Below are 23703 nucleotides of genomic sequence, written 5' to 3'. Positions count from 1 at the left end.
CGCATGAGCATCCTGGTGACGCGGAGGATGACGAAACGGTTCGGGGGGCTCGTGGCTGTTGGCGAGCTGGATCTCGAGATCGCCGACCGGGCGATCCACAGCATTATCGGGCCAAACGGCGCCGGCAAGACCACGGTCTTCAACTGCGTGACGGGCTTCTACCGCCCAGAGGAAGGACAAATCCTCTTCCGGGACGAGCCCGTCAACGGGCTCGATCCCGACCAGATCGCGCGCCTGGGGGTCGCGCGGACGTACCAGAATATCCGGCTGTTCGTCAACATGACAGTGCTGGAGAACGTGCTGGTCGGCCAGCACATTCACCTCAAATCAACCTGGGTGGGCGCCATCCTGAACACGCGGGACACGCAGCGCCTGGAAGCGGAGGCCGTCGAGGAGGGACGCCGGTTGCTCCGGTTCGTGGGACTAGATACCAAGCGGGAGTTCCTCGCGAAGAACCTTCCGTATGGAGAACAGCGGAGGCTGGAGATCGCGCGGGCACTGGCGACGAAGCCGGCGCTGCTGCTGCTCGACGAGCCCGCCGCCGGGATGAATCCACGCGAGAGCCTGGGCACGATGGCGTTTATCCGCCGGCTTCGAGACGAGTTGGGCCTCACGATCCTGTTGATCGAGCACCAGATGCGGGTCGTGATGGGGATCTCCGATCGAGTGACCGTGCTCGACTATGGCATGAAGATCGCGGAGGGGACCCCGCGGGAGATCCAGGCCGACCCGAGGGTGATCGAAGCGTATCTCGGGAAGAAGGCCGCGGCGGGGACGGCCGGCTGACCGAAGGCTCCCATGGCGCTGCTCGAGATCGAAGACCTCCACGTCTCCTACGGCGCGATCCACGCGCTGCGCGGCCTCGCGTTCGAGGTGGCTGCGGGCACGATCGTCACGCTGATCGGCGCCAACGGCGCCGGCAAGAGCACAACCCTGAACACGATCAGCGGGCTCCTGCGCCCTCACCGGGGTTGCGTGCGACTCGAAGGGGAAGATCTGACCTCGGTGCCGCCCCACGAGATCGTGTTCAAGGGGGTCGTGCAGGTGCCGGAAGGGCGCCGGATCTTCGGGCGGCTCACCGTTCTGGAAAACTTGGAGATGGGCGCGTTCAGGCGAACCGATGCCGCGGAGATCCGCGCGGGTCTCGATCGAACGTTCTCCCTCTTCCCGCGCTTGAAAGAGCGGATAACGCAGGTCGCCGGGACGCTCTCCGGCGGTGAGCAGCAGATGCTCGCGATCGGGCGGGCGCTGATGGCGCGTCCACGGGTCCTCTTAATGGATGAACCGTCGATGGGCCTTGCCCCGATCCTGGTGGAGCAGATCTTCGAGGCGATCGTGGACATCAACCGGCAGGGCACGACGATCCTGCTCGTCGAGCAGAACGCCTTCATGGCCCTCAACATCGCAGACCGGGGCTACGTCCTCCAGACCGGCAGCATCGTGCTCCAGGGCGGCGCGGCGGAGCTGCAGGCCAACGAGGAAGTCAAGCGGGCGTACCTGGGGGAGTAGAGGCGGGCCGCAGCCAATCCTATAGGAAGGAAGACGTCTGGAGGTGGATCGAGTGGTGGTGGCAGGCACGAAGGGACGCGGTCCGGCGACGCAGTTGACGGGAGGGCAGGCACTGGTGCAGTGCCTCAAAGCCCAGGGGGTCGAGGTGGTGTTCGGTCTGCCCGGCATCCAGCTGGACTGGCTGTTCGACGCGCTGTATTACGAGCGCGACGCGATCCGGGTGTATCATACGCGCCACGAACAGGCCGTGTCCTATATGGCGGACGGCTATGCGCGGACGACAGGACGGGTCGGGACCTGCGTGATGGTCCCCGGACCGGGGGTGCTCAACGCGATGGCCGGCCTGGCGACCGCCTACGCCTGCTCGTCTCCGGTCCTGTGCCTCACCGGCCAGATCCCGTCCCACCAAATCGGGGCCGGCCGCGGGCTCCTGCACGAGATCAAGGATCAATTGACCTCGCTCCGTTCCGTCACGAAGTGGGCGGCGCGGGCCAACCGGCCTGAGGAGATCCCCCCGCTGATGCGCGAAGCGTTTTGGCAGCTCCAGTCGGGCCACGTGCGGCCGGTTGCGATCGAGGTCCCCCTCGACGTCCTGCAGGCAGCGGGCGAGGTCACCGCCATCGACCGCGTCGAACCCGAACGGCAGCCGGGCGATCCAGAGGTGATGGAGCGCGTGGCGAAGGCGCTGGGGGCGGCGGAGCGGCCGATCATCTTCACCGGCGGTGGGGTGCTCCAGTCGGGCGCGTGGGAGCCGCTCCAGCATCTCGCCGAAATGCTTCAGGCGCCGGTCGTGATGTCCCGCAACGGCAGGGGAGCGCTCTCGGACAGGCACTATCTCGCCCAGATCATGGTGGCGGCCCAACACCTGCTCCCGACATCTGATGTCGTGCTCGCCGTCGGGACCCGCTTCCTCGAGCCCGCCGGGTCCTCCTGGGGGCCCCATGAGAGCCAGACGGTGATCCAGATCGATATCGACCCGGAGGAGATCGGGCGCAACGCCAAGGTCGCGGTCGGCGTCGTAGCCGATGCGCACGATGCGCTTGCGGACCTCGTCACCCGCGTGCCGCGGCACAACCGCAAGCGGACCTCACGCGAGGACGAGCTCACCGCGGTGCGGCAGAAGGTGCGAGACCTGCTGTGCGCGGTGGAACCGCAGGCATCGTATGCCATGGCCATCCGCGAGGTTCTGCCCGACGACGGGATCCTGGTCAGCGAAAGCACGCAGGTCGGCTACTGGGCACAGTGGGGCGGATTCCCGGTGTATCAGCCGCGGACGCTGATCACGTCCGGCTATCAGGGCACGCTGGGCTACGGGTTCGCCACGGCGCTCGGCGTCCAGGTGGGGGCGCCGTCCCGGAACGTCGTCTCGATCAACGGTGACGGCGGGTTCATGTACAACGTCCAAGAGCTCTCCACGATGGTGCGGCACCGGCTGGCCGTCGTGACGATCGTCTTCAACGACAACGCCTACGGCAACGTCCGCCGGATCCAGAAGGAGTCCTTCGGCGGCCGGCTGATTGCCTCAGACCTCACCAACCCGGACTTCGTGAAGATGGCCGAGTCGTTCGGGGTCGACGGGCGCAGAGCCCGGAGCCCCCAGGAGTTACGGAGCGTGTTGGGGCAGGCGCTCGGGAGTGGGCGCCCCTCGCTGATCGAGGTCCCGGTCGCCGAGATGCCGAACCCATTCCCGATCTTCCGGGCCGGATATCGCGGGTAGGGCGGGCGGCGCAGGCCCGGTCCCCGATTACGCGCCCGGGAGCGTCACGGCGGAGTCCGCGACCTCGGCGGGCCGCGCACTCACGTGCGGGAGCGTCACCTGGAATGTGCTCCCCTCGTTGATCCGGCTTGTGACGGTGATCCGGCCGCCGTGCGCCTCCACGATATGCCGGGCGATGGCGAGCCCCAGCCCGGTGCCTCCGGCCCCGCGCGAGCGGGAGCGCTCGACTCGGTAGAAACGGTCGAAGATCCTCGTCAGGTCGTCGGCCGGGATCCCCCGCCCGGTGTCGGTGACCGTGATGATGGCCGTGGCCGCGGTGGCCCCCACCGATACCTCAACCGTCCCTCCCTCGGGCGTGAACTTGATCGCGTTGTCCACGAGGTTGGTGATCACCTGCAGGATTCGATCGCGGTCGGCCAGCGCGGCCACCGGGTCCGTCCGCGCGGCGCGGAGGGCAATCCGGTGCTGCTCCGCCTGAAGACGCATGCGGCTCAGGACCTCCGCCACGAGTTCGTCCACGCGCACCATGGAGGGATCCATCGACACCACCCGCGCCTCCAGGCGCGAGAGATCCATGAGGTCGTCCACGAGCTTCATCAGGCGTGTGGCCTCGCTGTCGATGATCCTCAGGAATCGGCGGCACGCCGCTTCATCGGCCATCGCGCCACCGAGCAGCGTCTCGGCGAACCCCTTGATCGAGGTGAGGGGCGTCCGGAGTTCGTGGGAGACGTTGGCCGTGAGTTCGCGGCGGAGCCGCTCCGCACGGCGGAGATCCGTGACATCCCGCACCACCGCGACGGCGCCGGCCACGTCCCCATCCGGACCGCGGAGCGGCGCGGCGTGCAGGTCGAGGATCCGGTCCTCGAGTGGCGTGGGGCTGAACTCCTCGCTGATATCCCGGCCTTCGCGAGCGGCGGTCTCGATGCACCGCCAGCACGGGTGGTTGGCCGAGACCTCCGTGAGACGCCGTCCCCTGGCGTCCGGCGCGAGCCCGAGGAGGTCCTCGGCGGACCGGTTGAGCAGCAGGATGGTCCCGTGCAGGTCCACGGCCACCACCGCGTCGCTCATGCTCGAGATAATCGTCTCGATCTTGCTGCGCTCTTCGCTGATCGCGGTGAGTTTTGCGCGAAGCTCCTCGGCCATCGCATTGAACGTCTCACCGAGTTGCCCGATCTCGTCCCGGCTGCGGATCTCCGCGCGCGCGGCGAGATCGCCCGTCGAGATCCGCTTGGCCGCGCGGGCGAGCTCCAGGACCGGGGCGGCGATCGCCCGAGCCCTCCAGGCGCCGAGGAGCAGCGCAGCGACGACGCCGGCCAGGAGGGCCTCTCCGAGCGCCACCCAAACCTTTTGCAGCGCCCGGTCGAGCCACAGCCGGGGTACGCTCACCTGCACCACACCGACAATCACGCCCGCCGCCCGAATCGGGGCGGCCGCGTAGATCCGCGGCTCCCGGCTTTCAGTGCCGGGCCCTTCGGGACGAATGATCGCGGTGGGTGTGCCGGCGAGAGCGGCGGCGATCTCGGGGGCGATCGGGCCGTCGCGCCGTCCGGCCCACCGCCCCGTGTCGGGAGGCCGCCCCGTGACGTCCTTTACGCCGATGTACACGCCTTCCCGCCATGAGGACTGGTTCGCGATTTCGTCGAGGCGCGCCAGGCCCGCGCCTTGGACCTCACGGGATTCAAGGATCCGCGCAACCGTCTTGGCTTCGTTGAGCACGTCGCGCTTGTAGTCGCCCGAGTAGACCTGGGTGATCGCGGGGATCAATACCAGGGCGGCCACCGCCAGCGAAAAAATGACGAGCACGAGGTAGCTCGCGGTGATATTCCAGCGCAGGCTCCCGCTGGGCTTCCGAAAGCGAGTCATCCCTGGTCCTTCTTCAGTTTATAGCCGACCCCCCGCACCGTCATGATGTAGGTCGGGGTGTTGGGGTCGTCTTCGATCTTTTCCCGGAGCCGGCTGATATGCATGTCCACGGTCCGCGTGCTGCCGAAGTAGTCGTATCCCCAGATGTGCTCGAGGAGGAAGTCCCGCGTGAACACCCGGTTCGGATGGCTCAGCAGGAGCTGCAGCAGGTCGAACTCCTTCGTGGTGAGATCGATCGTCCGGCCGTGGAGCCGGACCTCGTGGGTGGTGGGATCCAGCACGAGGCCGCCGATCCCGACCGGGGTCGCCGAGGGGCGTTCTTTCTCCCGGGCCGTTCGCCGCAGGATGGCGCGGACGCGCGCCACCAGTTCGCGCGGGCTGAACGGTTTCGTCACGTAGTCGTCCGCCCCCAGCTCCAGCCCCACGACGCGTTCCTGCTCGCCGTGCTTGGCGGTGAGCATTAGGATCGGGACCGAGGACTCTCTCCGGATGTGGCGGCAGACTTCCAGACCGTCCACATACGGAAGCATGAGATCCAAGATCACCAGATCGGGGGTGTCCTTCGTGGCCTTTTCGATGGCGTCGCGCCCATCGTAGGCGATCGAGACCTCGAACCCTTCCTGGGCGAGGTTGTAGCGGACGAGCTCCACGATATGCGGTTCATCGTCCACGACAAGGATCCGGCCGCCCGGCTGGGCGTCGGTCTTTGAGACAGTTTGCATCATGGTCCGCTCCCCACGTCCTCACTTGTCATGATAGCATTCTCACGGGACACTGTGCGCGGACTGTCACAAATCGGTGTCGGAATCGTAACGCGGCCCTCGGCGCGGCCCTGCACGGCTGCGCGCCAGGCCGCGTCCGGCCTGGGGAAGGGGCGTGGTGGAAGATTGTCGAAAAGCAGAACCGAACGATCGTACGTTTACCTTACCCCGTCCCGCGCCGGCTGGCCGGTCGAGACGCCGGTTGCGCGTTTCCCATGAGGAGGCTCTTGCGTGGAGTCGTTCACGTTTCCGCCCGCGCCCAACGCCAACGCCCCTGAATGGCCGGGGACCCCGATCGGCACGAGTAATACCACCACACGGACGAAGACGCGCACGGCCGTCCACGACAAGAGCATCGATCGGATCGAGGGACGCCGCGATGAACTGGTCTCTGCCGCGGTGGAACACATCGTGCGCTACGCCGGGAAGGAGTCGCTGGCGCTGCACGACGTCATCATCCATGGGGTCCGCGTCCGCGCCATCACCAACTCTCCCCACCTGCAGGCAATGTGGATCCTCAACTGGTACAGCCCCGAGGAGTGGCAGACGATCACAGGACTGACGCCCCCCCGGCAGCCCCAGGTGACCGTCTATGCGCTGGGCGGCGTCGCCGAGCAGCCCGAGGCCGCCTACTTCAGCCGTCGGACGAACACGATCGTTTTTTTCAACACGTCCTACTACGGGCAGTTGAAGTCTTGGGTCCTCGGCGCGGTGGGGCGGGTGCTGGCCGAGGAGTGGGGGATCCACAGCATCCACGGGGCATGTGTCGAGAAGGATGGTCGCGGGGTGCTCTACATCGCCCCCACAGGGACCGGCAAGAGCACGTCGTCCTACGGGCTGCAAGCGACCTACCCCAACACGCGATTTCACTCCGATGACTGGGTGTACGTCCGGTATACGTACGCCACCCAGGACGGACGGCGGATCGCTCCGTTTGAAGTCATGCCGGCGAACGGGTCGGCGGTCCGCGGCTACCGTGTGTTCCGGTGGTTGGAGGGGCATCGCGCCGACGGGGGCGCGGTGCGGGGTCAGGATCTCGAGAACCGGGAGGTGACCGTCCCGCTGACCGCGCTCGACATGGGGCAGCCGGTTGAGGCCTACGCGTACACGAGCGAAAAGATCTTTTACCTCAGGACCAACCTGGTGAGCAGTTTCCCGCTGTCGGCGTACGAGATGGGACGATCCCGGCTCGAGAACGTGCCCGATGTCACGGCGAGGTTCATCCGGGACCACACCGCCGAGCTGGACGGCCTGGTCGACGACGTGCTGCGAGATCCCGGGCCGGCGGGGGATTCCTTTCAGATGATGGGGCGGGAACAGGTGCGCATGCTGCTCGCCCGCCTGATCGCGTTTGACAACGGACGGGCGATGCTGGACATTACGAGGATCCTGCCGCCGGATCGGGTGGTCACCAATCCGATGGCGCCGACGCAGTTGGCCAACGTGATGCTGTTGAAGCGCGATCTGCGCGACCACACGATCCTCGAATCGCTGTCTTTGGGCAAGTTCATCGGGAGACTCCTGCGGGGGGAGACGCCCGATCACAAGAAAGAAACCGCCTATAACGCGTACCGCGCGGTTGACGACGAGGTGGAGCGCCGGTTCATCGATCGCCTCGAGACAGAGGTGGCGGCGGCCGGGGGCACCGCGGAGTCGTTGTCCGCGGCCATGATGCGTCACCAGGACGTGCCGGAGACGCTGGCGGAAGAAGTGGCCTTGTTCAGGATACTGCACCAGGCGTGTCGCTGCTACGATCTCAACACCATCCTCGCGACGGATCCGAAGGTGCACGGACTCAAGGAGGCGGTGACCCTCACGATGCGAATGATCGCCTACGCGTTGAATCTCCGCGACGGCGATGTGCGGTTGACCCTCGAGGATTACCGGAATGCCCTCGAGGGCGTGTCCGCCTGACGGCCCATGGATCCGATTGCCTACGCGCGGGAGCACCACGCCGGATTCCTTGAGGCGCTCAAGGAATTCGTACGCATCCCGAGCATCAGCACGCTGCCCGAGCATCATGGCGACTTGGCCCGCGCGGCCGAGTGGACGGCGGGTCGTCTCACAGACGCGGGGCTCGCCGCCAAGGTCATGCCCAGCGACCATCATCCCGCCGTCTACGCGGAGTGGATGGGCGCCCCGGGACGTCCGACGCTCCTCTGCTACGGGCATTACGACGTCCAACCTCCCGATCCACTGGAGCTGTGGACCTCGCCGCCGTTCGAGCCGGTCCAGCGGGAGGACGCCCTGTACGGCCGCGGCGCTTCGGACGACAAAGGGCAGTTGTTCGTGCAGATCTGCGCGGTGGAGTCGCTGCTCAAGACGGATGGCCGACTTCCGATCAACGTGAAGTTCTTCGTGGAAGGGGAGGAGGAGATCGGCAGTCCGCGGATGCTCCCGTTCATCAAGAAGCACCGTCAGCTGCTGGGGGCGGACGTGTCGCTCGTGTGCGATGGCAGCTTCTTCGCCCCTGAGCGTCCGGCCCTGGTCACGGGCCTCCGGGGGATGATCTACACCGAGGTAGAACTTCGAGGGGCCAACCGGGACCTCCATTCCGGTATCTACGGGGGCGCCGCCCCGAACCCCCTGGAGGGCCTGGCTCACATCATCGCGGGGCTCCGGGATCGCAAGCGTCGGGTGACGGTGCCGCGATACTACGCGGCGGTCGTCCCGCCGGACGAGGCCGAGCGGCGCTCGTGGGATCAGCTCGGCTTTCGCGAGGAAGCGTACTTGAATGATCTCGGGGTCTCCGAGGCGCCCGGGGAGGAAGGCTACGGCATCCTCGACCGCCGGTGGGCGCGTCCCACCCTTGAGGTGCACGGAATCGTGGGCGGGTTCACCGGACCGGGCGCCAAGACCGTCATCCCCGCCCGCGCGACCGCGAAGATCAGCATGCGCCTCGTGCCCGACCAGCGTCCGCAGGCGGTACTCCGCGCATTTACCCGAAAGGTGCAGCGTCTGACGCCGCCGGGGCTTGCGGCGGAGATCCGGCTCCTGGGTTCCGGCGCACCGCTCGCGCTCCCGCCGGACGCCCCGGCGCTCAAGAGCGCGGCTGCGGCGCTTGAGGAAGTCTTTCACCGCGCGCCCGTGTACCTGCGCGAAGGTGGGAGCGTGCCGGTGGCCGCCGAGTTCCAGAACGTCCTGCACGCGTTCCCCGTCCTCATGGGGTTTGGCCTGCCTGACGATAACCTACACTCGCCCAACGAGAAGTTCCATCTCCCGAACTTCTACCGGGGGATCGAGACCGTCGTCCGGTTCATGCAGCGGCTGTCCTAACATGCGCCGGACCATGCGGGCGCTCGTCAAGCCCGCCGCCGGCCCGGGGTTGGAGATCCGCACGGTGCCGGTGCCCGCACCGGGGCCCGGCGAAGTATTGGTGCGCGTGCGCGCCGGCGGCATCTGCGGCACCGACCTCCACATCGAAGGGTGGGATCCGTGGGCGGCATCCCGGATGCATCCCCCCTGCATCATCGGGCACGAGTTCTGCGGGACCGTGGTGCAGGTCGGGCCGGATGTCCACGACGTCTCGCGTGGGGATTTCATCTCCGGCGAGTCGCACGTGAGCTGCGGGCGGTGCCACCTGTGCCGCCGGGGCGAAGCCCATATCTGTGAGGCCCTTCAAATCATCGGGGTGGATCGGGACGGGGCGTTTGCCGAATATGTGACGCTGCCCGCCCAGAACGCCTGGCGCATGCCTCCCAGGACCCCGGTCGAAGTCGCGGCATCGATGGACCCCTTCGGAAACGCGGTACACACCGCGCTGGCCACCGATTTGGGCACGCGGTCGGTCATTGTGATGGGCTGCGGGCCGATCGGCCTGTGCGCGATCCTCATCGCGCACAGGGCCGGCGCCATTCCGGTCGTTGCCGTCGACGTCAACCCGTACCGCCTGCGCCTCGCTCGCCGGATGGGCGCCGATCACGTCCTGGACGCGAGATCGACCGACATCCCCAAGGCCGTCCGCGGTCTGACCGACGGTGCCGGCGCGGATGTGCTGCTGGAGTTCTCCGGGAACGCGCAGGGACTGCGCACCGGCTTGGCCGCGCTGCGAAACGGCGGGTTCGGCGCGCTGCTGGGCCTCCCAGGACGGCCGGTCGAGCTCGACCTGGCCAACGACGTCATCTTCAAGGGGGTCCGCCTGCACGGCATCTTTGGCCGGCGGCTCTGGGAAACCTGGTACGAGGCGACTGCGTTGCTGGCTTCGGGCCTCGACATTCGACCGGTGATCACCCATCGGCTCCCGATGAGGCGCTTCGCAGAGGCGTTCGCCCTCATGCGCTCCGGTAAGTGCGGGAAGGTGATCCTCACCGTGGAGGACGGCGCTCTGAGCTGAGCGCCGCCCTCCGTCCGACAGTCCTTATCGTTTTCATCCCTACCGTGTCGGCTCCGCGCGCACGATCACGGGTCCCGTGGGGACCTGGCTCCCGCCCGCAGCTTCGCGTGTGACCTCGATGGCATCCGGCAGCGCTGCCAGCTCTGGTCCCTCGACGATCAGGCGGGCGTCGCCCTCTACGTCCGGGCGGGCGGTCCCGAGCGAGATCCACCTGGTGCCGTGCCGCACCCAGGCTTGGTACGTGTGTCCCTGAGGCGCCGGCGGGAACTTGTCGAAGGTGAGCACCGCGATCGTCACCCCTGGCTGGCCGCGGTAGACGGCATGGGTCGCCGCCGGGACGCCTGGGGCGGGTGTCAGCCGGATGGCGACGGTCTCGCTCGACGTGAGCAGGGCAAGCGCACGGGTGTCTCGCGCCCGGGCGGCCAGGTCGGAACGGTACCACATCCCTCCGAGCGCCGCCAAGCCGATTGCGCCGATCACCAGTGCCGCGGCCGCCGGCGAGAGGCCGGCCCGCAGCCGCTCGAGGCCGGCCCGGATGCGTGTCTTCGCCGTGCCCAAGGGAAGATCGAGGCGCTTGGCCACCTCGGCGTGGCTCAACTCCTCGCCGAAGGCCAGGGTCAGGGCGCTGCGCTGCGCCGGGGGGAGATTCTCCATCGCGGAGCGGAGCCGGGCGCGGTCCTCCGCGCGTCCGGCTGCCTCCTCGGGGGTAAGTCCGGGATCGGGGATCGCGCTCAGCCGCTCCCATTCGGGATCGGGGTCCAGCGCGGGCTGGCGGCTTCGGCGCCGGAGTTCATTGAGGACGCGGTGGTGGGCGATCTGGAACACCCACGGCCGAAACGTCCCACGCTCGGGCTCGAACGTCTCGGCCTTGCGCCAGACCGCGAGGAAGACGTCCTGGACGACCTCCTCGGCGGCCTGGCGCTCAAGCGACTGCGACGCGAGTCCGAAGATCCGAGTTGCGTATCGAGTATAGAGGGGCCCGAGGGCATCTTGGTGGCCGGCGGCGAGTCGCTGCATCAGCTCTTCGTCGGTGGCGTCCCGACGCTCGGAAGTCGCTCGGACCGGTTCCATCTGTCTGCCGCGCCTCACCCACCAGGGCCGATCTGCGGGCATCGTCTAATTCCTGACGACCACGGTCGCCTGCATGAACGGGTGTATCGTGCACCCGTACGTGTAGGTGCCGGCCTTGTCGAAGGTCACTTTGAAACTCGAGCCCGGCTGGATCGGCTTGGAGTCCCACTGCTTGTCCGTGCCGGTGCTGGTGTGAGGAATGACGTCGCCGTTGGTCCAGACCACGGACGTGCCCGGTGCCACCATGATCGCAGCGGGCGCAAAGGCGAAGTTCGCGATCTTCACGGCCCCGGCCCCGCCCGCCGGAGTGGGGGAAGCCTGCGCGGGCGCCGCCGTCGCCATCGGCGCGAGCGACGCTTGGATCTGCGTGCGGTCGGCCTTGGTGGCCGTTCCCGACTGGACGACGATCTTCCGAGGCGCGCTCCCGACCGGGATCGTGGCGAGCACTTTCTGCTTTTCGATGTCCACGACAGAGACGGTATTCGCCCCTTCGTTGGTCACATACGCGGTGTCCCCGTCAGACGTCGTCCCGACCCAATGCGGGAACTTGCCCACAGCGACGGTCCCGATGACCTTCCGGCTCGCAGGATTGATCACCGCCAACTGGCCGGGTCCCTGGACGACGACCAGACCGTACTCTCCCGTCGCGGTGACGAACGGATGGTGGGGCGACTCGCCGACCTGGATCTGGTCGACGATCTGGTTACGCGTCGGGTCGAGCACCTGGACGGCGGCGGAACCGGCGAGGGTAAAATACAGCGCCTTGCCGTCCGGGCTGAAGTTCAACGCGCGCGGGGTCGCCGCCAGCGGCACGGTCCCCACCTGCTGGTAGGTTGTCAGGTCGAGGATCGCAAGCGCGCTGGAGCCCGGCTGCTGCGCGGCCACGTACGCGGTCCGCCCATCGGGGCTGATGGCAATGTTGTGGGGATTTCCCACCGGGATCCTGGCGACGACCTGGTTGCGCACGGTGTCGATCGCGACGACTTGGCTGGCCCCGAACACCGCAACCAGGACCTGGCGGCCGTCCCGGCTGATGGCCAGCCCGTGCGGGGACTTGCCTACCTCGATACTGCTCACCACGCGGTCGGTCACCGCGCTGATGACGCTCACCGTGGAAGAGCCATCGCTGCTCGCGTACACTCGTCGCCCGTCGGGCGAGATCACCAGGCCGTGCGGGCCGGCGGGGATCGGGATCGTCGAGAGGACGCGGTTCGTCCCGGTGTCGAGCACGGCCACGGCGTTATCATTGAAAAGCCCTATGTACGCTTTGGGCGCATGGCCCATCGCGGCGAGTGTGGGGGAGGGGGCCGCGCCGGCCCAGGCCGTCATCGCCAGGCAGGCCACGAGGGCGAGCGAGACCAGGCGGCCGGAACGCTGCCCCCCGCGTCCGTGTGAGCGTGATGTGTCGGGGCTGGAGCCGGCGTGCTGCATGCGGATGGTCCTCCGAACGATGTATTTGGACCCGTAAGCCAGATCACCGACCCGGATCCGATTTCTCTGTCCAGTCAGTTATACACCGGAATGGGCATTTTGGATTGGACGGCCCCGGGCGCTCCCCGCGTGTCGGGGCGCGCACCATCCCCGGCCTGTGTTGGAGGAGACGTCGAAGGCGGGAGGCGAACTAGTGAACGAGAGGCAACCCATGACCGATCCCCTGGCGTTCCTGGACGACGAGATCGCGGGGCTGCGTGACCGGGGCGTGTTCCGGTGGCCGCGGGAACTGCAGGGGGAGCAAGCCCCGGTGTGTACCTACGACGGCCGGCGGGTCGTCAACCTCTGTTCGAACAACTACCTTGGGCTGGCGTCGCACCCACGATTGAAAGACGCGGCGCGTCTGGCGATCGACGAGTACGGGGTCGGCTCCGGCGCGGTTCGCACGATCGCGGGGAACATGACGATCCACGAGGTCCTCGAGGAACGGCTCGCGCGATTCAAGCGGACGGAGGCGGCGCTGCTCTACCAGTCGGGGTTCGCCGCGAACGCGGGGACCGTGGCGGCGATCCTTGGGCGCGAAGACGTCGTCGTGAGCGATGAGTTGAACCACGCCAGCATCATCGACGGCTGCCGGTTGAGCGGCGCGGAACGCAAGATCTTTCCGCACAAGGACCTCGGGGCGGCCCGCCGGTGCCTCGAAGACTCACGAGACGCGCGGCGCGTGCTCGTCATCACCGACGGGGTGTTCAGCATGGATGGGGACATTGCACCGCTCGGGGACCTCGCCGCGCTCGCTCGTGAGTTCGGAGCGATTATGATGGTGGACGATGCCCATGCGAGCGGGGTGCTGGGCGCGGGGGGCAGGGGCAGCGTCGAGCACTTCGGCCTCCATGGGATGGTGGATATCCAGGTGGGGACCCTCAGCAAGGCCTGGGCGTGCCTCGGCGGCTACGTGGCGGGAAGCCGCAGCCTGATCGAGTATCTAATGAACCGGGCGCGGCCGCTGTTGTTCAGCACGTCACACCCGCCATCGGTGGCGGCGACAGCCATCGCCGCGCTCGACCTGATCGAGCAGGAGCCGGGTCTCATTGAACGGCTCTGGGAGAACACGCGGTTCTTGAGGGCGGGCCTGCAGCGGCTGGGCTACGATACCGGGATGAGTGAAACCCCGATTACCCCGGTCATGATCGGCGACGAGGCGCTGGCGATTCAGTTCTCGGACCGCTTGTTCGAGGAGGGGGTCTTCGCCCTCGGGATCGCGTTCCCGACCGTTCCCCGCGGCAAGGCCCGGGTACGGACGATCGTGACCGCCGGGCATACGCGCGAGGATCTGTCGCAGGCGCTCGAAGTGTTCCGGCGTGTGGGCCGCGAATCGGGTCTGATCCGGTAAGAAGACGGCAAGATCGCGGGAACGTGACTTTCCCGCGGCGATGGCGTACACTGATGGTAAGGTATTAGTGGAAGGGGACGCGCGCCTCGAAGCCCGAGATTCTTCCGACCCTCTGAATGCCAGGCAAGGGACATCCGCTCATTTCCTGAGAACGGCACCCGGCGAGGATCAATCGCCTGGGGAGCGAGGAGTTGTCGTATGATCTCAAGCAATGATCGCAACCGCGTGTTGCTGTCGCTCCGAGATCGACCGGAGGGCGTCGACAGCGTCGGCCTCATCGAGACCCTGTGCCTGTCCCGGGAGACGGTGGAACGGCAACTCTTGTCCTGCAAGGACTATGGGCTCGCGACCTGGGCTCGGAACAGAAACGGGTCGGGGCTGGCGGCGATTACACGCTGGGGCCGCGATTACTTAGATCGGCAAGGGTTGTAGCGCCATGTATCTCCGGGCCCCGACCGAGCAGGCTCTCGAATGGCGTGACCAGACCATCAAGGTTCGTACTGCCGCGCGCAGAGGGAAGAGTCCGCAGGAGATCGCCGATCTCCAACAACTTCCCATTGCCGCGGTGGAGCGCATCCTTGCACCGATTAAGCACGTGCGCATCTCCGACCCCGTACAATTGCTGCTGGGACACGCGGACGTCCCGGGGACGGCTTCTGCGGATGTCCACGTGTACTGGTTGGGATTCCTGATGGCAACCGGCCGCATCCTGGGGCAGGGAACCTCGCTCACGCTCGTCGTGACGCTCGGCGAGCTGTCCCGAGAATACGTCGGGACCTTCATGGCGGATCTCACGACCGACTACGTTCGGTGCGAATACTGTTACAGTAACATCGAGGGGTGGCAGGCGTATCTGCGCGATCCGAGTTTGTGCAAGGCGCTCTTCCCATGGGGTGTTCCCTCCGATCTTCACGGGGATGATTCGGCCTTGCTCGACGATCTCTCGGCCGAACTGGCCATTCCGTTCATCCGCGGATATGTGGATGGGGACCGCTCGGTGATCCACGCCTCGAACAATGGGAGCACGGGCCGCTTCGCGGTTCGAGGAGCGCCGGCCGTCCTTGCCCGGATCAATTCGATGGTCCAAAGATACTGGGGGGTGGGGAGCGGAACGGTGACGTCCCGTCGGGATGGCGCCGAGCTCAGATTCTCCGATGCGAAATCCTGTCGGATCATCCACCATCAACTGAACACCTACGGTTCCCGGCTTCACGCGTAGCGCACAGGCCGCAGCCCTCTCGCGCCTCCCCGAACAGCTGCCGCCGGATGCAGCCGCGCGGGTAGGTGCTATACTGAGTACTGCGATGCCCGAGTTCCTGAAGGTCATCACGCCTCGAGAAGCCACCGTCCGATTTGCCCAAGCCTACACGCCTCGGCCTCGGGGGACCGAACGCGTCTCGCTCCGCCAAGCCTACCGCCGCGTCCTGGCCGCGGACGTGGTGGCACCCGAGGACCTCCCCGAGTTCGATAAATCAACCGTCGACGGGTACGCGGTGCGCAGCGCGGACCACCCCGCGTTGTTGGAGGTCATTGGTGAGGTAGAGATGGGGAGGCCGCCGGAGTTCGCTATCCGCCCCGGAGAAGCCGCCCGAATCCCGACCGGCGGAATGCTTCCCGAGGGCGCCGACGCCGTGATCATGCTGGAGGACACCCGGCTTCGGGACGGGAGGACGGTCGAAGCCACGCGCGGGACCACGCTGGGTGAGAATGTGATCCGCCGCGCCGAGGATGTCAGCCGCGGAGATCTCGTCCTGCACCAGGGGACCCGGCTTCGGCCGCAAGATGTCGGTCTGCTTGCCGGGATCGGGGTGACGGAGATCGAGGTGTGTCTCCAGCCGCGCGTAGCCGTGCTGGCAACCGGGGATGAGATCATCCCTCCAGACCGCCGCCCGGCCATCGGCCAGGTGCGGGACATCAACACCTACACGATCTCCGCCTTGGTCCAGCAGGAAGGCGGCGTCCCGCACATCTACGAGATCATTCCGGACGACCGCGAGCGGCTGTTCGGAACGCTCGAGGCGGCGCGGGCGACGTCCGACCTCGTGTTGGTCAGCGGGGGTAGCTCGGTTGGGGAAAAGGACGCCGTGGCGTGGGCGATCAACGCCATGGGAAAACCTGGCATCATCGTCCACGGAGTGAATATCAAGCCGGGGAAGCCGACGATCCTGGGGGTCGTCGATGGGACGCCGGTCATCGGGCTCCCCGGCCACCCTGTGAGCGGGATGGTGATCTTCGACGTGTTCGTCCGCAACGTGCTCCGGGCCCAGGCGGGGCGGACCCCGCCCCGTGATCTCGGGCGGATCGTGCACGCTCGAATGGGACGGCGTGTCCCATCGGCCGGAGGGCGTGAGGATCACGTTCGCGTGACCCTCGAGGAGCGCGAGGGTACGCTGTGGGCAATCCCTCAACTCGGCAAGTCGGGAATCATCACGACGATGACCCGGGCCGATGGGCTCATCGTGGTCCCCCCCGACCGGGATGGCGTCGCCGAAGGAGAGAACGTCGCCGTCGAGCTCTTCGAGCCGTAGCCGTGGCGCGTCGCGCGGGCCGCGATCGGCTGCGCGAAGAACCTACGCAAGCCGACCTGGCGATCTTTGAAGGCAAGGGAGGGATGGGCGATGTTCGTTCCTCTGACGCCGCTCGATTACAAACGGCGGGCGGTGAAAAATTTTGGCGACAAGACCGGGGTCGTCGACGGGGAACGGCGATTTACATACCGGGAGTTCGGGGAGCGGGCCGACCGTCTCGCCGGGGCTCTCCGGGCGCTCGACGTCGCCTCGGGGGACCGGGTGGCGTTCATTTCGTACAACACCCACCATCTGCTTGAGGCCTACTACGGAGTCGTCCAGGCCGGTTGCGTGCTCACCCCGATCAACATCCGCCTGTCCACCGACGAGATCGCCTACGTGCTGGACCATTGCGGGGCCGCGGTCCTCTGTTATCACCGCGATTTTCAGGCACTGGTCGATCGTGTGCGTCCACAACTCAAATCGCTGCGGCACCTGATCATCGTGGAGGGTGAGGATCCTGAGGCCCACCAGTACGAAACCTTGCTGGCCCGGGCGACGCCCGACCCGGGGCCGGACATCCTTGAGGTGAACGAGAACGCCGTCTGCGAGTTGTTTTACACGAGCGGCACCACCGGGCGTCCCAAGGGCGTGGCCCTGACGCATCGGGCCCTCGCCCTTCACGCGCTGATCTTCAGTATGGCGAACCGGATGTCCGATGCGGACAGAATCCTCCACGTCGTCCCGCTGTTCCACGTCAACGGGTGGGGGACGCCGCAGGCGTTGACGGCGGTCGGCGGCACCCACGTGATGCTCCGAAAAATCGCCGGGCAGGAGATTTTGAGATTGATCGAGCGTGAACGGATCACGATCCTGCTCGGCGTCCCGACCATCTTCAACATGCTGGTCAACGAGCCCACGATCGGGACCTTCGACCTGACGAGCCTCCGGCGGGCGGTGAGCGGTGGCGCGCCGGCATCCCCGAGTCTGATCCAGGCGATGGAAGAAAAACTCGGCTGTCTCTGCGTTGTCGGGTACGGCCTGACCGAGACCTCGCCCCTGCTGTCGAAGGCGCTCCCCAAAGCCCATCTCGGCGGCGGGGTCAGCGAAGACCTTCGCCGGCGGTCGACCACCGGGTTCGAAGTGGTCGGGGTCGACATGCGGGTCGTCGACCGCGAGGGACGGGACGTACCGGCCGATGGCGTCACCGTCGGCGAGATCGTCGCGCGGAGCAACGTCGTCATGGACGGCTACTATCGGGATCCTGAGGCCACCGCCGCGGTCGTGCGGGACGGTTGGTTCCACACGGGAGACATGGCGGTCATCGACGCTGAGGGGTATGTCACGATCGTGGATCGCATCAAGGACATCATCATCAGCGGTGGGGAGAACATCTCATCGGTCGAGATCGAGAAGGCCCTCTGCGCTCATCCCGCCGTGTTCGAGTGCACGGTGATCGCGGTCCCCGACGAGCGGTGGGGGGAAACGCCGAAGGCCCTGGTGGTTCTCAAGCCCGGACAACACGCCACCGCCGAGGAGATCTTGACGTACTGCCGGCGCCATCTCGCGGGGTTCAAAATCCCCGGCTCGATAGAGTTTCGCGAGAGCCTACCGAAAACAGGCACCGGGAAGATCATGAAGCATGAGCTGCGGGAGCCCTACTGGCGTGGGTACGAGAAGCGTGTCCACTGATCTCCCAGGCCGCCGTCTGACCCACCTCGACCGGCACGGGCGGGCCCGGATGGTCGATGTCGGCGGCAAACGGGTGACGGTGCGGGAGGCCGTCGCCCGGGGGGAAGTGGCGATGTCGCGACAGACCCTCCGCGTGATCACCACCGGGGCGGCGCGCAAGGGCGATGTCCTGGCTGTAGCCCAGGTCGCCGGTATCGCCGCCGCCAAGCGGACCTGGGAGCTGATTCCACTCTGTCACCCCATTGCGCTGACGGGGGTGTCGGTGATCCTTACGCCCGATCCACGTGCCTCCCGCGTGCGGATCGAGGCGCGGGTGCGCACGGTGGGCCGTACCGGCGCGGAGATGGAAGCGCTCGTCGCGGTCGCGACCGCCGGGCTGACGGTCTACGATATGCTTAAGGCGGTCGAGCGCGGGATCCAGATTGAACACCTTCGTCTGGTCCGCAAGTCCGGTGGGAAATCGGGAACGTACGTGCGGCGAGAACCTCGGGCGCAGCAGCAGCGCGGTGGGGCGCCCCGTCGATGAGCGACGTGAAGCGCCTGCAGGGTGTGCGCTGCGGCATCTTGACGGCGAGCGAGCGGGTCAGCCGCGGTCAGGGAAAGAACGACAGCGGGCAGTTTCTGGCTCAGACCGTCGCGACGGAAGGCGGCGAGGTAGTCGCCCACGTGGTCGTGCCCGACGATCTCGACATGATCGCCAAGACACTCGCGGACATGGCCGACACCTTGGGTGTCGATCTCGTCTTGACGACCGGCGGGAGCGGGGTGGCGCCCAAAGACGTGACTCCGGAGGCGACCCTGCGGGTGATCGAACGGATGGTGCCGGGGATCCCCGAGGCGGCGCGGGTGGCCACGGCCGCTTCGTCCCCTCTCGCGATGCTCTCCCGGGCGGTCGCCGGCATTCGGGGGCGTACGCTCATCGTGAACCTCCCGGGAAGTCCTCGGGGGGTCCGTGAATGGATGACCGTCATCCTGCCACTCCTCCGCCACGCGGTTGAACTGCTTCGAGAGAAACAGATGCCCTGGGGGCGAGAGCACACCCCGTAGACGTCTCTTCCAGAACGTTGAGGCCTTACGGATTGGGCGGGGCTTCTGCCGATGCTGCTGGGTCGGTGGCCTCCTCGGCCAGATGAGGATTGGGGAACGCCGCCAGGTGCTCCGGGAAGTCGCCCCTGGCGTGGTAGGAGTTCAACGCCCCCGGCGTGGTCGCGATTACCGTCCGGAAGTACTCTCGGGCGCCCGCCACGGCCGTGGCAAACGCGGCCGCGAAGTCCATCGGGGTATCAGCGGGCTGCCCTTCGAGCGCGCGGGCGAGGAAGTAGGTGAAGGTCCCTCCGCGGATCAAGCGGTCGGTTTCGCGGAGGCCCCACCAGTCCAACTCATCGCGGCCGACGGCCGGGAGGGCGATCCCCGGGATCCCCTTTACCGCAGCGGTGAGCCGCTCAGCATAGCAGGCCTCGACGATCAGCACCCGCTGCGACGACGGAACACGCTTCCACAGCCCGGGGAACGTCGAGTCCCACATCAAATCCTTGTCGAAGAACTGGTACTCGCCTGCGACATAGAACACCACGAGGTCGTCCGGCCGGACCCGTGCCGCCAACCAGTCGGTCGCATGATGCAACAAGGCGCGATCCTGGCTGTCACGGACGAGGAGGATGTGGTCCGAAAGCCACCCACGGCGAAGCAGGGTGGTGAGCATCCGTCGGGAGTTAATGTATCCAACCGGGAGATTAGCGTATCTACCCTGATACGAGTTGGACTCGATGAGGACCGCCCAGGTGGCCGGCGCAGAAACGGGAGCCGCGGCGACGCGGGACAATCCCGCGAGCATCGTGGTCAGGAGGACGGCGACCCCCAGAACCCTGGCGCCCTTCATTGGTCGCTGCCATTTCTCGGCGCTATCCCGAAATCCCTGCTTCACCAGGCTCCTTCGCTGCCACGGCGCGCACGCCCGACGCCTTGACAGCCCTCATCAGTTCAAAGTACACTCGTTCGGGCCTTTCTAGACTTCTTGGCCCGAGATGCCGATGCCGCTGCTTCTCGCCGCCGATCTCACAAAGTCTTACGGAAGCGTTCAAGTGCTGACGAACGTGTCTCTGGCCCTTGAGCCCGGGGAGAAAGTGGCGCTCATCGGCCGGAACGGCGTCGGCAAGACGACGCTGCTCCGCATCCTGGCAGGACTCGAGGTCCCTGACCTTGGGAAGCGGACGCTCTCGGGGGGAGCGACGGTCGGGTATCTGCCCCAGGATCCCGCCGTCGACGAGTCCCGCACCCTGTGGGATGAAGCAGCCGCGCCCTTTGCGCACCTGGCCGGGGTTGAGCGCAGACTCGCGGACCTCGAGGCCCAGCTGGCCGCGCCCGAGGTGCATCGTGACGACACACGCCTCTCGGGCGCCCTTGACGAATACGGTCGCCTTCGCGACCAGTTTGAGACTCGAGGCGGATTTACGTATGAGGCGGAAGTCCGCCGTACCCTCAGCGGCCTGGAGTTTCGTCCAGAGCAATTCCACCAGTCTTTGGCGTCGATGAGCGGTGGACAGCGATCGCGGGCCGCCCTGGCGCGCCTGCTGCTCTCGGCCCCGGACCTGCTGCTCCTCGACGAGCCGACGAACCACCTGGACCTCGACGGTCAGGAGTGGCTGGAGGCGTTCCTCAAACAATATGCGGGGGCCATGGTGCTGGTGAGCCACGATCGATTCCTCCTCGACGCCGTGACGGTACGGACGCTCGAGTTGGAGGAGGGCCGGCTCGAGGAGTACCCCGGTAACTACTCTTATTACGTGATCGAGCGTGTGGAGCGGCGGGCCCAACAACGGGAGGCGTTCGAGCGTCAGCAAGAGGAGATCGAGAGCCTCAAGGCCTACATCCGGCGGTACCACGCCGGACAGAAGAGCCGCCAGGCGAAGTCGAGGGAAAAGCGGCTGGCCAAGATCCAGCCCGTCGCTGCGCCGAGGACGCATCGCTCCGCGTCCATCCGGCTGGAAGCCCCGCGACGGAATCCCCAGGTGGTCCTGCGGCTTCGAGGCGTGACAAAAAAGTTCGGGGATGTCGAGGTGCTTCGGGGTGTGAGCTTCGAAGTGCGCCGTGGCGAGAAGATCGGTCTGATCGGCCCGAACGGGGCCGGCAAGACGACCCTGCTCAGGATCATCGCGAAGAGCGAGGAGCCTACGTCAGGGCACGTGGAGCCGGCTCCGGGGATGCGGATCGGTTACTTTGCGCAGCATTCCGAAGAGACGCTCGACCTGAACCAAACTGTGCTCGACGAAGTCCTCGGGGCGCACCCGGTGCCCCCGGCGCAAGTGCGGACGCTGCTCGGGCGCTTCCTGTTCTCGGGGGACGATGTCTACAAGAAGGTCGCGCAGCTCAGCGGTGGGGAGCGCCGACGAGTCGCCCTGGCCAAACTGGTGCTGGACCGGCCCGATGTTCTGCTGCTCGACGAACCGACGACCCACCTGGACCTGACGACGCTGGAGGCGCTCGAATCGGCGCTGCGGGGGTTTCCTGGGGCCATTATATTCGTGACCCACGACCGTTATTTCCTCGACCGGCTGGCAGACCGGCTGCTGCTCCTTGGGGACGGGGCCATGCGATCGATCGCGGGTTCCTACCATAGTTATCGTGAGGCGCTCACCGGAGCCATCCCAGGGGCTCCCCCCGGGAAAAAACCCGAGGTACAAGGGCAAGGGGCGAATGCAGCGCCCAGAGAGGGGAAACCATCATCGGCTCGGGACAGGAGCGGAGCGGAGGCCGGGCCGCCGCGGAAGGCCCCCCTCGCCGCACACGGATCGTCTGGCTCAATCCCGCCGGAGCCGAAAGACTCGGAAGACGAGATCATGCACAAGATCGCGGTCCTAGAGCAGGAGGTGGGAGATCTGAGCCGATTGATGGGCGATCCGGAATTGTATCGCGATGCGTCCCGCGCCCGGCAGACCTTGCAGCGGTACGAGGAGGTCACCGCAGCCCTCCAGTCGCTCTACGCCACCCTTGAAGGGCGCCAGGGAGCGAGTCATGCGTAATGGCAGCGGGTGCTTCGCCTGCGGCCAGAGTAACCCGATCGGGCTGCGGCTTCATTTCAAGGTGATCGGGGACACCGTTCAGGCGGAATTTACGCCGGGGCCCCAGTTTCAAGGGTATGAAGGAGTCGTGCATGGGGGCATTGTGGCGGCGGCCTTGGACGACGCGATGGCTCAGCTCTTTCACATGAAAGGCCGGGAGTCTGTCACCGCCCGGTTAGACATCCGCTTCAGGCGGGAGACCCCGGTGGGTCAGCGGGTTGTGGTGACCGCGCGGCTGACGGGTGAGCGCACGAAGCTGTTTACGGCGGAGGCGGCGCTGGCGTTGCCCGATGGAACACGGCTCGCCGAGGCCACGGGCACCTTCTTCCGGGACCCCTAGAGCCGTGGCACCCGAGGCCGTCAAGGAGCAAGAGATGAAGCCGGTCGCAACCAACCGCCGGGCCCGGCACGAGTATTGGATCGAGGAGGCTCACGAGGCGGGGATCGTTCTGACCGGGACGGAGGTCAAGTCGCTTCGGGAAGGCCGTGTTAGTCTCGCCGACGCGTTCGCCAGAGTCGACGGGGACGAAGTGTGGCTCTACCACCTGCACATCAATCCGTACGCCCAGGGAAACATTCACAACCACGACCCCTTGCGGACGCGCAAACTGCTCCTGCACCGCCGCGAGATCATCCGGCTGAAAGCCAAGACGGATCAGAAGGGCTATACATTGATCCCGATGCGATTGTACTTCCGCCGGGGCATCGTCAAGATCGAACTCGCTGTCGCCCGCGGGCGGCATCTCTACGACAAGCGGGAGCGGATCGCGGAACGTGAGGCCGAGCGACGAATCGCGCGGAACCTGGGAGCACGGACCCCGAGGCGCCGGTCCTAACACCCGGCCCAGGAGGCTTCGCCAATAATGGTATAATAGCGTTGAAATCAGTTGTTTCTAAGAATGGGGGCGAAAGGTCTCGACTGAGCAGGCAGAAGCAGGGTGGCGCGCCGAGGTGGTCCAGGTCCTCGTTAAACAACTGGACGGCGCATACACGCCGACACACAGCTCGCTTACGCTGCTTAACTAAGTAGCGTCGCTCGCCCCGCATCGCCGGCGGGCGGGGGTCGAGCGTCAACAGTCGGCTGCTCCGATGCTCCTCGCTCCGGGAGAGTCGGCTAAGACCTAGAGAGCTAGCGAGATCGGGATCCTGCCTGTGGGAGCCCGGCCCCGCGAATTCAAACCGCAGGATACGCGCGTAGATGCCTTGCCCTCGCGGCTTCAGGACGCGGGTTCGATTCCCGCCGCCTCCACCATGCACCCCGCCGCACCCAACTGCCTTGACCCGGTACAGTGACGAGGATGTCGCCTCGGATCTTCGCCTAGCGCAGCTTAGGAATCACGTCAGTCGCGACCCGCTCAAGGACCGAGA

The 23703-nt window shown here is 66.6% G+C and carries 21 protein-coding genes and 1 other RNA gene; 17 read left to right on the top strand and 5 right to left on the bottom strand.

Features of this window, described 5'->3' with window-relative positions:
• Nucleotides 1-3: 3 nt before the first annotated feature.
• From VFP86_09830 to VFP86_09820, 3 genes are read left to right on the top strand one after another with little or no spacing between them, the layout of a single operon-like run.
• Entirely contained in the window at nt 4-786 is a 783-nt protein-coding gene (locus VFP86_09830; protein ID HET8999932.1) for an ABC transporter ATP-binding protein, read from the top strand.
• Between the two features lie 12 nt (nt 787-798).
• Nucleotides 799-1509: an ABC transporter ATP-binding protein gene (locus VFP86_09825; GenBank protein ID HET8999931.1), complete on the top strand. Its 711-nt coding sequence runs from the start codon at nt 799-801 to the stop codon at nt 1507-1509.
• Between the two features lie 43 nt (nt 1510-1552).
• Entirely contained in the window at nt 1553-3226 is a 1674-nt protein-coding gene (locus VFP86_09820) for a thiamine pyrophosphate-dependent enzyme (protein ID HET8999930.1), read from the top strand.
• A 27-nt stretch (nt 3227-3253) separates the two neighbouring features.
• Here VFP86_09820 and VFP86_09815 read toward each other — a convergent pair whose 3' ends face one another.
• Both VFP86_09815 and VFP86_09810 read right to left on the bottom strand, forming a co-directional pair.
• Nucleotides 3254-5089, bottom strand: a complete 1836-nt coding sequence (locus VFP86_09815) for an ATP-binding protein (GenBank protein ID HET8999929.1) — start codon at nt 5087-5089, stop codon at nt 3254-3256.
• Nucleotides 5086-5814 (bottom strand): response regulator transcription factor, encoded by a 729-nt coding sequence (locus VFP86_09810; protein HET8999928.1) that lies wholly within the window; start codon nt 5812-5814, stop codon nt 5086-5088. The genes VFP86_09815 and VFP86_09810 overlap by 4 nt, the downstream gene beginning before the upstream one ends.
• Before the next feature lie 267 nt (nt 5815-6081).
• Between VFP86_09810 and VFP86_09805 the strand changes: the two genes are divergently transcribed.
• Genes VFP86_09805 through tdh form a run of 3 tightly spaced genes read left to right on the top strand, consistent with a single transcriptional unit; the run spans nt 6082 to nt 10183 of the window.
• On the top strand, nt 6082-7764 hold the full coding sequence (locus VFP86_09805; protein HET8999927.1) for a hypothetical protein: 1683 nt from the start codon (nt 6082-6084) through the stop codon (nt 7762-7764).
• Nucleotides 7765-7770: 6 nt separating this feature from the next.
• Entirely contained in the window at nt 7771-9126 is a 1356-nt protein-coding gene (locus VFP86_09800; GenBank protein ID HET8999926.1) for a dipeptidase, read from the top strand.
• A gap of 1 nt (nt 9127) precedes the next feature.
• The gene (gene tdh / locus VFP86_09795) at nt 9128-10183 is read left to right on the top strand and encodes an L-threonine 3-dehydrogenase (protein ID HET8999925.1); all 1056 of its coding nucleotides are present in this window, start codon (nt 9128-9130) and stop codon (nt 10181-10183) included.
• Nucleotides 10184-10222: 39 nt separating this feature from the next.
• Here tdh and VFP86_09790 read toward each other — a convergent pair whose 3' ends face one another.
• Both VFP86_09790 and VFP86_09785 read right to left on the bottom strand, forming a co-directional pair.
• Nucleotides 10223-11254 (bottom strand): sigma-70 family RNA polymerase sigma factor, encoded by a 1032-nt coding sequence (locus tag VFP86_09790; GenBank protein HET8999924.1) that lies wholly within the window; start codon nt 11252-11254, stop codon nt 10223-10225.
• A gap of 45 nt (nt 11255-11299) precedes the next feature.
• Nucleotides 11300-12685: a plastocyanin/azurin family copper-binding protein gene (locus tag VFP86_09785; GenBank protein HET8999923.1), complete on the bottom strand. Its 1386-nt coding sequence runs from the start codon at nt 12683-12685 to the stop codon at nt 11300-11302.
• 211 nt (nt 12686-12896) lie between these two features.
• Between VFP86_09785 and VFP86_09780 the strand changes: the two genes are divergently transcribed.
• From VFP86_09780 to VFP86_09750, 7 genes are all read left to right on the top strand, one after another.
• A complete protein-coding gene (locus tag VFP86_09780) occupies nt 12897-14078 on the top strand; it encodes a glycine C-acetyltransferase (protein ID HET8999922.1) in 1182 nt (393 codons plus the stop codon).
• Nucleotides 14079-14276: 198 nt separating this feature from the next.
• Nucleotides 14277-14510, top strand: coding sequence for a hypothetical protein (locus VFP86_09775; GenBank protein HET8999921.1), 234 nt, complete (start codon nt 14277-14279; stop codon nt 14508-14510).
• A 4-nt stretch (nt 14511-14514) separates the two neighbouring features.
• Entirely contained in the window at nt 14515-15297 is a 783-nt protein-coding gene (locus tag VFP86_09770) for a hypothetical protein (GenBank protein ID HET8999920.1), read from the top strand.
• A gap of 85 nt (nt 15298-15382) precedes the next feature.
• Complete coding sequence (gene glp / locus VFP86_09765) at nt 15383-16606, top strand: gephyrin-like molybdotransferase Glp (protein HET8999919.1); 1224 nt, start codon at nt 15383-15385, stop codon at nt 16604-16606.
• Nucleotides 16607-16696: 90 nt separating this feature from the next.
• Nucleotides 16697-18277 (top strand): fatty acid--CoA ligase, encoded by a 1581-nt coding sequence (locus tag VFP86_09760; protein ID HET8999918.1) that lies wholly within the window; start codon nt 16697-16699, stop codon nt 18275-18277.
• Nucleotides 18267-18803 (top strand): cyclic pyranopterin monophosphate synthase MoaC, encoded by a 537-nt coding sequence (moaC, locus tag VFP86_09755; protein HET8999917.1) that lies wholly within the window; start codon nt 18267-18269, stop codon nt 18801-18803. The genes VFP86_09760 and moaC overlap by 11 nt, the downstream gene beginning before the upstream one ends.
• Nucleotides 18800-19324, top strand: a complete 525-nt coding sequence (locus tag VFP86_09750) for a MogA/MoaB family molybdenum cofactor biosynthesis protein (protein ID HET8999916.1) — start codon at nt 18800-18802, stop codon at nt 19322-19324. The genes moaC and VFP86_09750 overlap by 4 nt, the downstream gene beginning before the upstream one ends.
• Nucleotides 19325-19349: 25 nt before the next feature.
• Here VFP86_09750 and VFP86_09745 read toward each other — a convergent pair whose 3' ends face one another.
• Nucleotides 19350-20201: a hypothetical protein gene (locus tag VFP86_09745; GenBank protein HET8999915.1), complete on the bottom strand. Its 852-nt coding sequence runs from the start codon at nt 20199-20201 to the stop codon at nt 19350-19352.
• Between the two features lie 106 nt (nt 20202-20307).
• Here VFP86_09745 and VFP86_09740 point away from each other — a divergent pair, with 106 nt between their 5' ends.
• The 4 genes from VFP86_09740 to ssrA all read left to right on the top strand — a co-directional run bounded on the left by VFP86_09740 (nt 20308) and on the right by ssrA (nt 23587).
• The gene (locus VFP86_09740) at nt 20308-22296 is read left to right on the top strand and encodes an ABC-F family ATP-binding cassette domain-containing protein (protein HET8999914.1); all 1989 of its coding nucleotides are present in this window, start codon (nt 20308-20310) and stop codon (nt 22294-22296) included.
• Entirely contained in the window at nt 22289-22675 is a 387-nt protein-coding gene (locus tag VFP86_09735) for a PaaI family thioesterase (GenBank protein HET8999913.1), read from the top strand. Before VFP86_09740 ends, VFP86_09735 begins: the two co-directional genes overlap by 8 nt.
• A gap of 34 nt (nt 22676-22709) precedes the next feature.
• Nucleotides 22710-23171: an SsrA-binding protein SmpB gene (gene smpB / locus VFP86_09730; protein HET8999912.1), complete on the top strand. Its 462-nt coding sequence runs from the start codon at nt 22710-22712 to the stop codon at nt 23169-23171.
• Between the two features lie 65 nt (nt 23172-23236).
• Nucleotides 23237-23587, top strand: a transfer-messenger RNA (tmRNA) gene (gene ssrA / locus VFP86_09725).
• The last annotated feature ends 116 nt before the right edge of the window (nt 23588-23703 follow it).

Source organism: bacterium (assembly GCA_035703895.1).
Lineage (GTDB): Bacteria > Sysuimicrobiota > Sysuimicrobiia > Sysuimicrobiales > Segetimicrobiaceae > Segetimicrobium.
This window is presented reverse-complemented; position numbering and strand designations above follow the sequence as displayed.